The 15,241-nt window shown below is 42.3% G+C and carries 13 protein-coding genes; 11 read left to right on the top strand and 2 right to left on the bottom strand.

What is annotated here, in order from left to right:
* The first annotated feature begins 162 nt into the window (after window positions 1–162).
* Both A0739_RS04325 and A0739_RS04320 read left to right on the top strand, forming a co-directional pair.
* Entirely contained in the window at window positions 163–858 is a 696-nt protein-coding gene (locus tag A0739_RS04325; protein ID WP_061587190.1) for a GNAT family N-acetyltransferase, read from the top strand.
* Between the two features lie 11 nt (window positions 859–869).
* Window positions 870–1,286 (top strand): GNAT family N-acetyltransferase, encoded by a 417-nt coding sequence (locus tag A0739_RS04320; RefSeq protein WP_061587189.1) that lies wholly within the window; start codon window positions 870–872, stop codon window positions 1,284–1,286.
* 391 nt (window positions 1,287–1,677) lie between these two features.
* On the opposite strand, the gene A0739_RS04315 is transcribed toward A0739_RS04320, so the two are convergent.
* Window positions 1,678–2,556, bottom strand: coding sequence for an AraC family transcriptional regulator (locus A0739_RS04315; protein ID WP_061587188.1), 879 nt, complete (start codon window positions 2,554–2,556; stop codon window positions 1,678–1,680).
* Between the two features lie 75 nt (window positions 2,557–2,631).
* Entirely contained in the window at window positions 2,632–3,831 is a 1,200-nt protein-coding gene (locus A0739_RS04310) for an L-lactate MFS transporter (RefSeq protein ID WP_061587187.1), read from the bottom strand.
* 218 nt (window positions 3,832–4,049) lie between these two features.
* Here A0739_RS04310 and A0739_RS04305 point away from each other — a divergent pair, with 218 nt between their 5' ends.
* The 9 genes from A0739_RS04305 (at window position 4,050) to A0739_RS04265 (ending at window position 15,241) form a co-directional block, all read left to right on the top strand.
* Window positions 4,050–4,658, top strand: coding sequence for an NADPH-dependent FMN reductase (locus A0739_RS04305; RefSeq protein WP_061587186.1), 609 nt, complete (start codon window positions 4,050–4,052; stop codon window positions 4,656–4,658).
* A gap of 25 nt (window positions 4,659–4,683) precedes the next feature.
* A complete protein-coding gene (locus A0739_RS04300; protein ID WP_061587185.1) occupies window positions 4,684–7,095 on the top strand; it encodes a flavocytochrome c in 2,412 nt (803 codons plus the stop codon).
* 185 nt (window positions 7,096–7,280) lie between these two features.
* On the top strand, window positions 7,281–8,279 hold the full coding sequence (ruvB, locus tag A0739_RS04295; protein ID WP_082243803.1) for a Holliday junction branch migration DNA helicase RuvB: 999 nt from the start codon (window positions 7,281–7,283) through the stop codon (window positions 8,277–8,279).
* Window positions 8,260–8,844, top strand: a complete 585-nt coding sequence (locus tag A0739_RS04290) for a nucleotidyltransferase family protein (protein WP_061587184.1) — start codon at window positions 8,260–8,262, stop codon at window positions 8,842–8,844. The genes ruvB and A0739_RS04290 overlap by 20 nt, the downstream gene beginning before the upstream one ends.
* A gap of 206 nt (window positions 8,845–9,050) precedes the next feature.
* On the top strand, window positions 9,051–9,809 hold the full coding sequence (locus A0739_RS04285; protein WP_000466705.1) for an isoprenyl transferase: 759 nt from the start codon (window positions 9,051–9,053) through the stop codon (window positions 9,807–9,809).
* 8 nt (window positions 9,810–9,817) lie between these two features.
* Window positions 9,818–10,621 (top strand): phosphatidate cytidylyltransferase, encoded by an 804-nt coding sequence (locus tag A0739_RS04280; protein WP_049477447.1) that lies wholly within the window; start codon window positions 9,818–9,820, stop codon window positions 10,619–10,621.
* 15 nt (window positions 10,622–10,636) lie between these two features.
* Complete coding sequence (gene rseP, locus A0739_RS04275; RefSeq protein WP_061587183.1) at window positions 10,637–11,893, top strand: RIP metalloprotease RseP; 1,257 nt, start codon at window positions 10,637–10,639, stop codon at window positions 11,891–11,893.
* Window positions 11,894–11,909: 16 nt separating this feature from the next.
* Complete coding sequence (locus tag A0739_RS04270) at window positions 11,910–13,763, top strand: proline--tRNA ligase (RefSeq protein ID WP_061587182.1); 1,854 nt, start codon at window positions 11,910–11,912, stop codon at window positions 13,761–13,763.
* Between the two features lie 98 nt (window positions 13,764–13,861).
* On the top strand, window positions 13,862–15,241 hold the full coding sequence (locus tag A0739_RS04265) for a glycoside hydrolase family 1 protein (protein WP_061587181.1): 1,380 nt from the start codon (window positions 13,862–13,864) through the stop codon (window positions 15,239–15,241).

The raw sequence follows: 15,241 nt of genomic DNA, 5'->3' as shown, positions 1-15,241 counted from the left end.
AGTCCACTGGACTATTGAAGCCAACTAAACTCGTTAATATCGTTGTGAAATAAGATAGGAATCCTTCAGAGTAGAATCTGGAGGATTTTTTGAATCTTCTTATGAAAGTATGATATACTATGGGCAACTATAAAGTTTGAAAAGTAAAACAAGGAGAAAGCGATGCCAGTAAATGAATATGGTCAGATGATTGGTGAGTCAATGAAAGGTTATACACCAGGTGAATTGCCTTCCATTGATTTCTTAGAAGGGCGCTACGCTCGGATAGAGGCTCTTTCGGTAGAAAAGCACGCGGAAGATTTACTAGCTGTTTATGGCCCAGATACTCCTCGGGAGATGTGGACCTACCTCTTTCAGGAGCCAGTAGCAAATAGGGAGGAACTAGTCAGCCTTTTAAACCAGATGTTGACTCGTAAGGACCGTTTTTTCTATGCTATCTTGGATAGGAAGACGGGTAAGGTCTTGGGAACCTTTTCGCTTATGCGCATCGACCAAAATAATCGTGTAGTTGAAGTTGGGACTGTTATTTTTTCTCCAGAGCTAAGGGGAACACGAATAGGGACAGAAGCCCAGTATCTCTTGGCGCGCTATGTTTTTGAGGAGCTTAACTATCGTCGCTACGAGTGGAAATGCGATGCTCTAAATATCCCATCAAGACGAGCAGCAGAACGTTTGGGCTTTGTCTATGAAGGAACCTTCCGTCAGGCTGTCGTTTATAAGGGGCGAACTAGAGATACGGATTGGCTGTCGATGATTGATAAGGACTGGCACCAAGTCAAAACTCGTTTGGAAGCATGGTTGGTTCCTGAAAATTTTGATAAAAATGGGCAGCAGTACAAGAGTTTGAGAGAGCTCTAAGAGGTGTTGACATGATCACTATTAAAAAGCAAGAAATTGTCAAGTTAGAGGATGTTTTGCATCTCTATCAGGCAGTTGGATGGACAAATTATACACATCAACCCCAAATGTTGGAGAAGGCCTTATCTAACTCATTAGCGATTTATTTGGCACGTGATGGAGATGCCGTGGTTGGCTTGGTCCGTTTGGTCGGAGATGGTTTTTCATCGGTTTTTGTCCAGGATTTGATCGTTTTGCCTAGCTATCAGCGCCAAGGGATTGGTAGCGACTTGATGAAAGAGGCTTTAGGTGATTACAAAGATGCCTATCAAGTCCAACTGGTGACAGACCAAACAGATAAAAACTTGGGATTCTACCGTTCTCTGGGCTTTGAAACCCTATCTACTTATGATTGTACAGGAATGATTTGGGTGGATAGAAAAAGATAAAAAAATTATTTTTTATTAAGTAAAGTTTAAGTCTCCTCGTGTATTATATGGTTATTAGATAAAGACCTCCTAACTTTATTTAATGAAATCCCAAACTTTTCTTTTTCATCATAATCTCCTAAAGAAGTCACCCAATCAGGTGGCTTTTTTAGGACTTGGGGAGGAAAAATCCATTTTGAAAAAAATTTTTTAAAAAAAGATAAATCAAAGAAAAAGTTAAGTTAGCTTTAAGATTCATCTTGTATCATATAATCATTAAATAAAGACCTCCTAACTTTATTTAATGAAATCCTAAACTTTTCTTTTTCATAATAATCTCCCTAAAGAGGCCACCCAATCAGGTGGCTTTTTTATTTGAAAAAACTCCTTAGAAAAGACTAAGGAGAAAGAATCATGTTTTCTTTTTAAGTTGTTGATTTCGATACTGTCTAGGTGTTAAATGATAGTGTTGCTTAAATTGACGGTTGAAGTTTGAAAGGTTGGTGAAACCGACCTGGCTTGCAATTTCTTGAATGCTGAGATTGGTTTGGACGAGTTTCTCACAGGATTTCTCAAGACGTAACTGGAGCAGGTAGTCCATACAACTGGCTCCAGTATGTTGCTTGAAAATACTCATAAAGTGATTTTTACTATATCCAAATGTTGCAGCCAGTTGCTCAATATGAATGGGTTCTGAGTAATGCTGTTCAAGGTAGCAAATCACTTCTTTTAGTTTTTGGTATTTTTGGTAGGTATCATCTGTATAGTGTCGATTGACGTATCTATACTTAAAGAGAAGATGAAGCAATTCGTATAGTTTAGATTTTATGAGTAGGTCGTAGTATATGCCTTTTTCTTCAAGGATAGAAAAGAGGGAAAGAAGGCAGGATTGAATTTGATCATAGGCTTTATCGCCTGGTGATATTTGAGGAGTGAGGCAAAAGTGACCAGAGTGGAGGGGTTGGATATAGCGTTGGCTAAAGCTGTCAATTTGACTTCTCCCAAGATAATCTAGATGAATTCGAAAGCTGGTAGAAAATAGTTCTTGAACTTTGCGAGAATAGATAGCATGGAGAGAGGTCGGTTGGATAAGAAATATATCTCCTTCGCGACTTTCAAAGCGTTCTGAGTTGATATGAACGATGGCAGAACCCTTTGTAACGTAAATAATCTCTAGTTCAGTATGACAATGATAGATTGTGTCAGGAGATGTTTTGGATAAGATTTGTTTTTCAAAATCATATGGGAAGTCAGATGGGTTATCTCGTAAGAAACGTGAACGGTCTGCCATGGTAAATCCTCCCAATATACTATTACTACTTTTATTATACCAAAAAAACTTCCTTATCTAGGAAGTTTTCGGGCTTTAAGCTTTCTTTTTCATATAAAAAATAGTAAGCATAAGTCCAATGAAGGCCAAAGCAATAGCAACATAAAAAGCTACACTATAATTTCCATCATTAGCCATTGCCATTTGAACAGCGACTCTGGGAGCGAAAAATGCTGCTAAAGAATATCCAGTGAAGACGATACCGTAGTTGACTCCTTGATTTGCAGGACCGTAATTTTCCATGACGATAGATGGGAAGACCCCCATAACACCACCAAAGCAGATACCAAGTCCAATAATTCCTAAGGTAAACCCGAATTGACCAGGGACGATAGTTAGGGAGAATAAAGCTAGGACAATGACAGAATAGATAATCAATAAGGTCTTTGAACGGCCAATTTTATCAGAAAGTGATCCCCAGATAAAACGACCACTAGAGTTTGCAATGGAATAGAGAGAAACATAGAGAGCTGCAGTACCAGCAGAGAGTCCAAACATTGATTGACCGATTGGTGATGCTTGAGAGGCAATCATCAAACCAGAAAAGGCGCCAACAAAGAACATGCTAATGATAATGTAAAACAGAGGACTTTGTAGCATTTGTTTCCAGTTTTTATTAGTAGGTCCTTGCTTAGTTTGTACTGGAGCTTTCCAGCCTGCTGGTTGGTAGCCACTTGGAGCTGCCTTGATAAAGAAAATTGCACAGATGATAACAACAATATAGACTAGCCCAATTGTACGAAAAGCAAAGAAAGCATCTTGTTGTTGAATGAGATTGCTCGCGACTGGAGAAGCGATGACTGCGGCAAATCCCATGCCGCCTGTCAGAATTCCAGAGGCTAAGCCACGTTTATCAGGGAAGAGGCGAAGTGAATTGGAGAGGGCACCCGAATAGGCAAAACCTTGACCAAGCCCGGCCATTAATCCATAGGTCAAATAAAGCATGGCTGGTGAATTGGCATAGCCGGTTAAGTAAAATCCGCTAGCAAATAGGAGAGCGCCTAGGGAGATAGTCCATTTTACATAACCTTTGTCAACTAAATAACCTCCTAGAATCATGGGAATAGGGCCGATTGCAGAGTTGATAGCAAATGCTAACATAATATCGGACATGGACCAGCTTGTTGAACTGCTAAGTGGTCCGGCAAAAACAGAAAAGGAATAGACGGCACCTGTGCAAAGAAGAATGGCTGTAGACGCGACTAAAATCCTCCAACGATTGAATGTCTCTTTCATAAAAACATCCTCCTTAAATGTATATTTTTTCACCAAGACTATATCATAGTTAAGGAAGCTGGTCAATAGTTTAAGAAGATATTTTGTTAATTTTTTCACGAACTTGTACTAAAGTACGATAATCTGATAGAATAACACGGTCTTTATTATCAAGGATTTACAAGATTTTCTAAAGTAGTATAATGAAAGTAGATTAAATAAATGAAAGGGGTACCAAGATGAAACTAGTTGCTATCGTTGGAACCAATTCAGATCGCTCAACCAATCGGAAACTCTTGAAATTTATGCAAAAGCACTTTTCGGATAAAGCCGACATTGAGGTATTGGAAATCAAACAATTGCCAGCCTTTAACGAACCTGAGGACAAGCTAGCGCCAGCTGAAGTTCAAGCTTTTTCAGAAAAAATTCTTGCCGCAGATGGTGTGATTATTTCAACACCTGAGTATGACCACACGATACCAGCACCTTTGGCCTCTGCTTTGGAGTGGATTGCTTATACCAGTCGTGCCTTAATCAATAAACCAACTATGATTGTAGGTGCTTCTCTCGGTTTGCTAGGAACATCTAGAGCGCAGACACATTTACGTCAGATTTTAGATGCGCCGGAGCTTAAAGCGAGAGTTATGCCTGGTACAGAGTTCTTTCTAGGTCATTCTGAACAAGTCCTAGATGATGAGTGTCATTTGAACAATCCTGAAAAGGTTGCAGAACTAGAAGAACATTTTTCAGAGTTTCAAAACTTTGTTGAATTAACAAAGGCTTTGGTCAAACCAGAAGATACAAATCGTAAGAAATCTTTCATTTGGGAAGAATGGTTGAAAGCATAAGTATTTCAAGAAAGGAGAACAATCCATGAAATTAGTAGCTATTGTTGGGACTAATGCAAAAAAATCCTATAATCGCAACCTGTTGCAATTTATGAAAAGACATTTTGCTCAGAAAGCGGATATTGAGATTTTAGAGATAACAGATGTACCAATGTTCAATGAAACAGATGATCAAACAGATACACCTGTTATTCAGAAGTTCAACCAGGCTATTTCAGAAGCTGATGGTGTCATTATCTCGACACCCGAGCACAATCATACGATTCCATCAAGTTTGAATAGCTTGCTCGAGTGGTTGTCTTTTAACATTCATCCACTAGACGGAAAGCCGACAATGATTGTCGGAGCTTCTTACGATATTCAAGGTTCTTCACGTGCCCAACTTCATCTTCGTCAGATTCTGGATGCTCCTGGGGTAAATGCAACAGTTATGCCAGGTAGTGAGTTTTTACTTGGTCGAGCTCATCGAGCATTTGATGATAATGGAGATTTGATTGATGAGCGAACCGTTGATTTCCTAGATAGTTGTTTTTATCGCTTCCTTCGCTTTGTATCCGTTGCAAACCAACTAAACCTTCCTGAAGAGGTTCGCTTTGAACCGGGGACTTACCATGTTACAACTGAAGGCTATAATGGTAAATTGCCGATGGATGTCACGGTTTCTGAGGACCGTATTGAAAAAATTGAAATCGATTCTTCTGGAGAATCTTCAGGAATCGCAGATGTCGTCTTTACCCGTATTCCAGCAGAAATCATTGAGGGACAGACCTTGAACGTCGATGCGGTGTCAGGAGCTTCTGTTACTTCAAATGGTGTTTTAGATGGAGTTGCGCGTGCAGTCAAACAAGCGGGTGCAAATCCAGATGTTTTACGCAAGCGTTCAAAAGCGCCATCTGCCCTAGATAAAGAAGATAAAACCTATCAGGCAGACGTTGTCATCGTCGGAGGCGGAGGAGCTGGATTAGCTGCAGCCGCTGCAGTCTTACAAGCTGGTAAGAAGCCAATTGTTGTTGAGAAATTTCCTGCAATTGGAGGAAATACTGTTCGTGCAGGTGGTCCAATGAATGCACCAGATCCAGCATGGCAAGGAACCTTCGCAGCTCATCCAGGTGAGGCACATACGCTTCAAGAATTGATTGCGACAGATGAATCAACGATTGATCCAGAATATCTAGAGGACTTTAGAGCCTTGAAAGTTGAGGTTGAACAGTATTTGCAGGACCCAAGCTATTTGTTCGATTCTACCTTGCTCTATCGTATCCAAACCTATATCGGTGGGAAACGAAAAGATTTACAAGGAAATGAAATTCATGGCCAATACGATTTGGTTTCTGTTTTAACCGAACGGGCCCTAGAGTCTGTTCGTTGGTTGGAAGACATTGGCGTTGAATTTGTTCGTAGTGAAGTGACAATGCCAGTTGGAGCCCTTTGGCGTCGTGGCCATAAGCCGGTTCAACCAATGGGGTATGCCTTTATATCTGTCCTACAAAAATATGTTCTAGAACATGGTGGCAAGATCTTGACTGACTCTCCAGTTAAAGAATTGCTTGTAAAAGACGGGGCTGTCAAGGGTGTCAGAGCAGAAGGTCGAAACGGTCAAACCATCATTGTCAATGCAGATGCCGTTGTTCTAGCTTCTGGAGGATTTGGTGCCAATACAAAGATGCTACAAAAATACAATACCTACTGGACTGAAATTGCAGATGATATTGCTACATCTAATACACCAGCTGTAACAGGAGATGGTATTCTTTTAGGGCAAAGTGTAGGTGCAGATTTAGTGGGTATGGGCTTTAGTCAAATGATGCCAGTATCCGATCCAGTGACAGGAGCCCTTTTCTCAGGACTTCAAGTTCCTCCAGCAAACTTCATCATGGTAAATACTGAAGGGAAGCGCTTTGTAGATGAGTACGGTAGCCGAGATAAGCTATCTCAAGCGGCGATTGATAATGGAGGCTTGTTCTATCTAATCGCAGATGAACGTATCAAGGAAACTGCCTACAATACTAGCCAAGAAAAAATCGATGCCCAAGTCAAAGCAGGTACTCTCTATCGTGCAGATACGATAGAAGAGTTGGCGGTTCAGATTGGTGTAGATCCACAAGTTCTAGTGGAAACGATTAAGAATTACAATTCCTATGTAGATGCAGGTTTTGATCCTGAATTTAATAAAGGTAGTTTTGATCTCAAGTGTGAGGTTGCGCCATTTTACGCAACACCGAGAAAACCGGCCGTTCACCATACAATGGGTGGACTCAAGATTGATACTTCAACACACGTTTTGAATCAAAACGGTCAGATTATCCCTGGTTTGTATGCTGCCGGAGAAGTCGCAGGTGGACTCCATGCAGGTAACCGTCTAGGAGGAAATTCGCTTACGGACATCTTTACTTTTGGACGTATTGCAGGTCAAACAGCTGTTAAAGAAAATTGTTAGTGATTGATTTAAAAATTAAGGGAATTTTAAGTCTCCTTGTGTATTATATAACCATTAAATAAAGACCTCCTAACTTTATTTAATAGAAATCCTAAACTTTTCTTTTTCATAATAATCTCCCTAAAGAAGTCACCAAATTCGGTGGCTTTTTTGTTTGTAGGCTGGATTTTTGCTATAATAGGAACATGAGTAGAATTTTAGATAATGAAATCATGGGTGATGAAGAGTTGGTAGAACGTACCCTCCGTCCCCAATATTTACGTGAATATATCGGACAAGACAAGGTCAAGGATCAGCTTCAAATCTTTATCGAGGCAGCAAAAATGCGTGATGAGGCGCTGGATCATGTTCTTTTGTTTGGCCCTCCAGGTCTCGGGAAAACGACCATGGCCTTTGTCATTGCCAATGAATTGGGAGTAAATCTCAAACAGACGTCTGGTCCCGTTATCGAAAAAGCTGGTGATTTAGTAGCGATTTTGAATGACTTGGAGCCAGGAGATGTTCTTTTTATTGACGAGATTCATCGCTTGCCCATGTCGGTAGAAGAGGTGCTATATAGTGCCATGGAAGACTTCTACATCGACATCATGATTGGAGCAGGGGAAGCTAGCCGTAGCGTTCATCTAGACTTGCCTCCGTTTACCTTGATTGGGGCGACGACACGAGCAGGGATGCTTTCAAATCCTCTCCGAGCTCGTTTTGGAATTACTGGTCATATGGAATACTATGCCCACGCTGACTTGACAGAGATTGTTGAGCGGACGGCAGATATTTTTGAGATGGAAATCACCCATGAGGCAGCTTCGGAGTTGGCCTTACGCAGTCGAGGAACTCCTCGTATCGCCAATCGTCTCCTCAAGCGCGTGCGCGACTTTGCCCAGATTATGGGGGATGGCTTGATTGATGATGTGATTACGGATAAGGCTTTGACCATGCTGGATGTAGACCGTGAAGGTTTGGACTATGTAGACCAAAAAATCCTTCGCACCATGATTGAGATGTACGGTGGTGGTCCTGTCGGTTTAGGAACTCTTTCTGTTAATATTGCCGAGGAGCGTGAGACAGTCGAAGATATGTACGAACCTTACCTGATTCAGAAAGGTTTCATCATGCGAACTCGTTCAGGACGGGTCGCGACAGCCAAGGCTTATGAACATTTAGGGTATGAATACATTGAAAAATGAGACCGAAATTTTAGACTCTTTTAGGGAAAATTCTGACATGATGGCTATTTTGACCATCATCCGTGACTTGGAGTTGAAAGATTCCTGGTTGGCAGCTGGTTCAGTTCGAAATTTTATCTGGAATCTTTTGTCAGATAAACCAGCCTTTGACCGTGAAACGGATGTGGATGTCATTTTCTTTGACCCAGAGGTGAGTTATGAAGAAACGCTAGCAATAGAAAACAAGTTGAGAGAGGACTTCCCCCAGTATCAGTGGGAGTTGAAAAATCAGGTCTATATGCATCTGCACAGTCCCCACACTGCGCCTTACACGAGTTCTCGTGATGCCATGAGTAAGTATCCCGAACGCTGTACGGCGATAGGACTCCGCTTGCATGTCGACGCAACTTTGGAGCTCTTTGTGCCTTATGGTATAGAGGATATTTTGAACTTTCAGATTTCCCCAACTCCTCATTTTTTAGAGAATGAGGACCGAATGAAGCTCTATCAAGAACGCTTGTCCAAGAAAAATTGGCAAGAAAAATGGAAAAATCTAACTTTCTCAAAAAACTTAAGAAAAATTTAAGTTAGGGACGGTATACTAGGTTCATAAGTTAAGAGGAACTTAACTTAAACTCCTAAAACTTTTTCATAATAATCTCCCTATAAAATTAAGTCGCCCAATCAGGCGGCTTATTTTTTGTCTTTACGGAGAGCTAATAACTTAGCAATAGAAGAAAATAGGGAAATATGGTATAATGAAACGATAGATTTTTGAATAGGAATAAGATCATGTTTGGATTTTTTAAGAAAGATAAAGCTGTAGAAGTCGAGGTTCCAACACAGGTTCCTGCTCATATTGGCATCATCATGGATGGGAATGGCCGTTGGGCTAAAAAACGGATGCAACCACGGGTTTTTGGTCATAAGGCGGGAATGGAAGCCCTCCAAAAGGTAACCAAGGCAGCTAACAAGATGGGAGTTAAGGTTATCACAGTCTATGCCTTTTCGACGGAAAATTGGACACGCCCAGATCAAGAAGTCAAGTTTATCATGAACTTGCCAGTCGAATTTTATGATAACTATGTCCCTGAATTGCACGCAAATAATGTTAAGATTCAGATGATTGGGGAGACAGACCGTCTGCCTAAGCCGACTTTTGAAGCTTTGAAAAAAGCAGAGGAGTTGACCAAGAACAATACGGGTTTGATTCTCAATTTTGCGCTTAACTATGGTGGCCGTGCTGAAATTACGCAGGCTCTTAAGGGCTTGGCTCAAGATGTTCTAGATGCTAAAATCAACCCTGGTGACATCACAGAAGATATGATTGGGGACTATCTTTTTACGCAACACCTGCCAAAGGATTTGCGGGATCCTGATTTGATTATCCGTACGAGTGGTGAGTTGCGTTTGAGTAATTTCTTGCCATGGCAAGCAGCCTATAGCGAGCTTTACTTTACGGATACCTTGTGGCCTGATTTTGATGAAGCCGCCTTGCAGGAAGCTATTGCTGCTTTTAACCATCGCAATCGCCGTTTTGGAGGAGTTTAGGAGAAGATATGACCAAGGATTTACAAAAGAGAACATTGTTTGCGGTATTGGCCCTGGCGATTTTCCTTCCAGTCTTATTTGCGGGTGGGCTCCTGTTGCAGATAGGGATTGGCTTGTTAGCAATGCTAGGCGTCCATGAACTCTTGCACATGAAGGGACTAAAGACTATGACCATTGAGGGCGCTTTGACTCTTTTTGCGACATTCGCTCTCACAGTCCCTTTAGAAAATTACCTAACTTTTTTGCCTGTTGATGGGAATGTGGTTGCCTACAGTGTTTTGATTACAATAATGCTAGGGACGACCGTTTTCAGTAAAAACTATACGATTGAAGATGCCGCTTTCCCAATTGCTGTGAGTTTTTATGTTGGTTTTGGCTTCAATGCCTTACTAGATGCTCGGGTGGCAGGTTTTGACAAGGTACTTTTGGCCCTTTTTATCGTTTGGGCGACAGATAGCGCAGCTTACCTGACAGGGATGAATTTTGGTAGGCATAAATTGGCTCCGAGAGTTTCTCCTAATAAGAGTATTGAGGGCTTTGTCGGGGGCATTCTAGGTGCGGTACTGATAACAGTGATTTTCATGTTAGTGGACAGCACAGTTGCTCTTCCTTATGGGATTTATAGAATGAGTCTCTTTGCTGCCTTCTTCAGTGTGGCAGGTCAGTTTGGTGACTTGATTGAGAGTGCTATGAAACGCCATTTCGGTGTCAAGGATTCTGGAAAATTTATCCCTGGACATGGCGGTGTGTTGGATCGCTTTGACAGCATGCTGATTGTGTTTCCAATGATGCACTTATTCGGCCTGTTTTAAAGAAAGGAATATTGAATGATTGGATTGCTAACCTTTATCCTCGTTTTTGGGATTATTGTGGTGGTGCATGAGTTTGGACATTTTTATTTTGCCAAGAAATCAGGCATTTTAGTTCGTGAATTTGCCATTGGTATGGGGCCCAAGATTTTTTCCCATATCGGTAAGGATGGCACTGCTTATACCATTCGAATCCTTCCTCTAGGAGGCTATGTTCGTATGGCTGGCTGGGGTGATGATACGACAGAAATCAAGACAGGAACTCCGGTCAGTTTAACACTTGCTGACGATGGTAAGGTCAAACGGATCAACCTCTCAGGGAAGAAACTGGATCAAACGGCTCTTCCTATGCAGGTAACCCAGTTTGACTTTGAAGACAAGCTCTTTATTAAGGGTTTGGTCCTGGAAGAAGAAAAGACTTTTGCAGTGGATCATGATGCAACGGTTGTTGAAGAAGATGGAACCGAAGTGCGCATTGCTCCTTTGGATGTACAGTATCAAAATGCTTCTATCTGGGGCAAGCTCATCACCAACTTTGCAGGTCCTATGAATAACTTTATCTTAGGTGTTGTTGTTTTTTGGATCTTGATCTTTTTGCAAGGCGGTGTTAGAGATACTCAGACCAATCTCTTTCATGTCATGCCAGAGGGAGCTTTGGCTAAGGTGGGCGTAGCTGAGACAGCTCAAATCACCAAGGTCGGCTCGCATGAGGTTAAGAATTGGCAAGACTTGACCCAGGCTGTGGAAGCAGATACCAAGGACAAGACAGCCCCGACCTTAGATGTGACCATTTCTGAAAATGGTAGTGAAAAGCAAGTTACTGTGACTCCAGAAGAAAATCAAGGACGCTATATTCTCGGAGTTCAACCGGGGGTCAAGTCAGACTTTCTATCCATGTTTGTTGGTGGATTTACGGCAGCTGCTGACTCTGGGCTCCGCATCCTTTCGGCTCTGAAAAACTTGATTTTCCATCCAGATTTGAACAAACTCGGCGGTCCCGTTGCCATTTTTAAGGCAAGTAGCGATGCTGCTAAAAATGGTCTTGAGAATGTCCTCTACTTCCTAGCTATGATTTCCATCAATATCGGAATTTTTAACTTGATTCCTATCCCGGCTTTGGATGGTGGAAAGATTGTGCTCAATATCCTAGAGGCTGTCCGTCGGAAACCCCTTAAACAAGAAATTGAAACCTATGTCACCATGGCTGGTGTAGTTATCATGGTTGTCTTGATGCTAGCTGTGACCTGGAATGACGTTATGCGACTCTTCTTTTAGATAATCGAGGAATATTATGAAACAAAGTAAAATGCTAATCCCAACGCTTCGCGAAATGCCAAGCGATGCTCAAGTTATCAGCCACGCCCTTATGTTGCGTGCTGGTTATGTCCGTCAAGTTTCTGCCGGTGTTTATTCTTACCTGCCACTCGCTAACCGTGTGATTGAAAAGGCTAAGAATATCATGCGCCAAGAGTTTGATAAGATTGGTGCGGTGGAAATGCTAGCGCCTGCCCTTCTCAGTGCCGATCTTTGGCGTGAATCAGGTCGTTATGAAACCTATGGTGAAGACCTTTATAAATTGAAAAACCGTGAAAAGTCAGACTTTATCCTAGGTCCGACACACGAAGAAACTTTTACAGCTATTGTTCGTGACTCTGTGAAATCTTACAAGCAATTGCCACTTAACCTTTACCAAATCCAACCGAAATACCGTGATGAAAAACGTCCACGTAACGGACTTCTCCGTACGCGTGAATTTATCATGAAAGACGGTTATAGTTTCCATGCCAACTATGATAGTTTGGATGTGACTTATGACGAGTACAAAGCGGCCTATGAACGAATTTTCACTCGTAGTGGCTTGGACTTCAAGGCCATCATTGGTGATGGTGGCGCTATGGGTGGTAAGGATAGCCAAGAATTTATGGCCATTACACCAGCCCGTACAGACCTCGACCGCTGGGTTGTCTTAGATAAGTCAGTTGCCTCATTTGATGAAATTCCTGCAGAAGTGCAAGAAGAAATCAAGGCAGAATTGCTCAAATGGATGGTTTCTGGTGAAGACACTATTGCCTACTCAAGTGAGTCTAGCTATGCGGCTAACTTAGAAATGGCAACAAACGAGTACAAGCCAAGCAACCGTGTCGTTGCGGAAGAAGAAGTGACTCGAGTGGAAACTCCAGGTGTTAAATCCATCGATGAAGTTGCAGCCTTCCTTAATGTGCCAGAAGAGCAAACGATTAAAACTCTCTTCTACATGGCAGATGGTGAGCTTGTTGCAGCCCTTCTAGTTGGAAATGACCAACTCAATGAAGTCAAGTTGAAAAACCACTTGGGTTCAGATTTCTTTGATGTTGCGAGCGAAGAAGAAGTAGCAAGTGTTATCCCAGCAGGATTTGGTTCACTTGGTCCAGTTGGTTTGCCAGAAAATGTGAAAATCATTGCGGACCGTAAGGTACAAGATGTTCGCAATGCTGTTGTGGGGGCCAACGAAGATGGTTACCACTTGACGGGTGTGAACCCAGGTCGTGATTTCACTGCAGAATACGTGGATATTCGCGAAGTTCGTGAGGGTGAAATTTCACCAGACGGACAAGGGGTTCTTAACTTCGCCCGTGGTATTGAGATCGGTCATATTTTCAAACTCGGAACTCGCTACTCAGCAAGCATGGGTGCAGATGTTTTGGATGAAAATGGCCGTGCTGTGCCAATCATCATGGGATGTTACGGTATCGGTGTTAGCCGTCTCCTTTCTGCGGTTATGGAGCAACACGCCCGCCTCTTTGTTAACAAAACGCCAAAAGGTGAATACCGTTACGCTTGGGGAGTTAACTTCCCTAAAGAATTGGCACCATTTGATGTGCATTTGATTACTGTCAATGTTAAAGATGAAGAAGCGCAAGCCTTAACAGAAAAATTGGAAGCCAACTTGACAGACGCTGGCTACGAAGTCTTGACAGATGACCGTAACGAACGTGTCGGGGTTAAATTCAGCGATAGCGACTTGATTGGTCTGCCAATCCGTATCACTGTTGGGAAAAAAGTAGCTGATGGCATCGTAGAAGTTAAGATCAAGGCAACTGGTGACACAATCGAAGTTCACGCAGACAACTTGCTCGAAACGCTTGAAATCCTCGGCAAGAAATAAAAACTATAATCAGAAGAAAAACAAGGCAAAAATGTAACTAGTTTTTACCTTGTTTTTTCTATATAATGGGGAAAATGAGTAAATGAAGAGGTAAAGGTATGCTAAAATTTCCAAAGGATTTTGTTTGGGGTTCCTCCACTTCTGGACCACAGACAGAAGGACGAGTGCTTGGTGATGGTAAAGGAGATAATCTCTGGGATTATTGGTATCAGGTGGAACCCAATCGCTACTACAATGGAATTGGACCTGATAAAACATCGACTTTTTATGAAAACTGGGAAAAGGACATTGAGCTTTTGGTAGAGACTGGGCATACAGCCTTTCGTACTTCTATCCAGTGGTCTCGTATTTTCCCGCAAGGTTGTGGAGAAGTCAATCCTCAAGGGGTGACTTTCTACCGTCAGGTTTTTGAAGCTATTAAGGCCAAAGGGATTCGTCTCTTAGTCAATCTCTATCACTTCGACCTGCCTTTTGCCCTCCAAGAAGACGGCGATGGTTGGGAAAATAAGGCAACTGTCAAGGCTTATGAAGACTATGCTCGTTTTTGTTTTGAAACTTACGGCGACTTGGTGGACCAATGGATTACCTTTAACGAGCCCATCGTACCTGTAGAGTTTGGCTATTTTTACGATGCCCACTATCCTCACAAGGTGGATGCCAAAGCAGCGGTTAAGGTTGCCTATCATACGCAACTGGCTAGTAGTCTTGCGGTTAAGGCTTGTCATGAGATTTTGCCTGATTCCAAGATTGGGATTGTCCTTAACTTGACACCGGCTTATCCACGCAGCCAGCATCCTGCTGATGTCAAGGCAGCTCGCATTGCCGATCTCTTCCAAGCCCAATCTTTCCTAGACCCGTCTGTCTTGGGAGCTTATCCAGAAGAATTAGTAGAAATCTTGTCTGAACATGATTTGCTGCCAGAGTACACTGTTGAAGAGTTAGAACTCATTCGCGAGAACATAGTTGATTTCCTTGGAGTCAACTACTACCAACCTTTGCGTGTTATGGCGCCGCGTTTTGCCAAGCATCCAGATAGTCCCCACTTGCCTGAACATTTTTACGAGCCTTATATCATGCCGGGCCGTAAAATCAATCCTCACCGCGGTTGGGAAATCTACGAGCAGGGGATTTATGATATCGCTCAAAACATCAAGGAAAACTATGGCAATATCGAGTGGATGTTGACGGAAAATGGAATGGGTGTCGAAGGTGAAGATAAATTCCGTGTGAATGGCATGATTCAGGACGACTATCGTATCGACTTTGTCAAAGGGCATCTTCGTGAACTCCATCGTGCGATTGAAGACGGAGCCAATTGTAAGGGCTACTTGATTTGGACCTTTATCGACTGTTGGTCATGGCTCAACAGTTATAAAAACCGCTACGGTCTAGTGGAGCTTGACTTGGAAACACAGGAACGTCGCCTGAAGAAATCAGGCCACTGGTTCAAAGAACTCAGCGACCATAATGGATTTTAA

It is taken from the genome of Streptococcus oralis (assembly GCF_001588645.1).
In the GTDB taxonomy this organism is placed as follows: domain Bacteria; phylum Bacillota; class Bacilli; order Lactobacillales; family Streptococcaceae; genus Streptococcus; species Streptococcus oralis_AB.
This window is presented reverse-complemented; position numbering and strand designations above follow the sequence as displayed.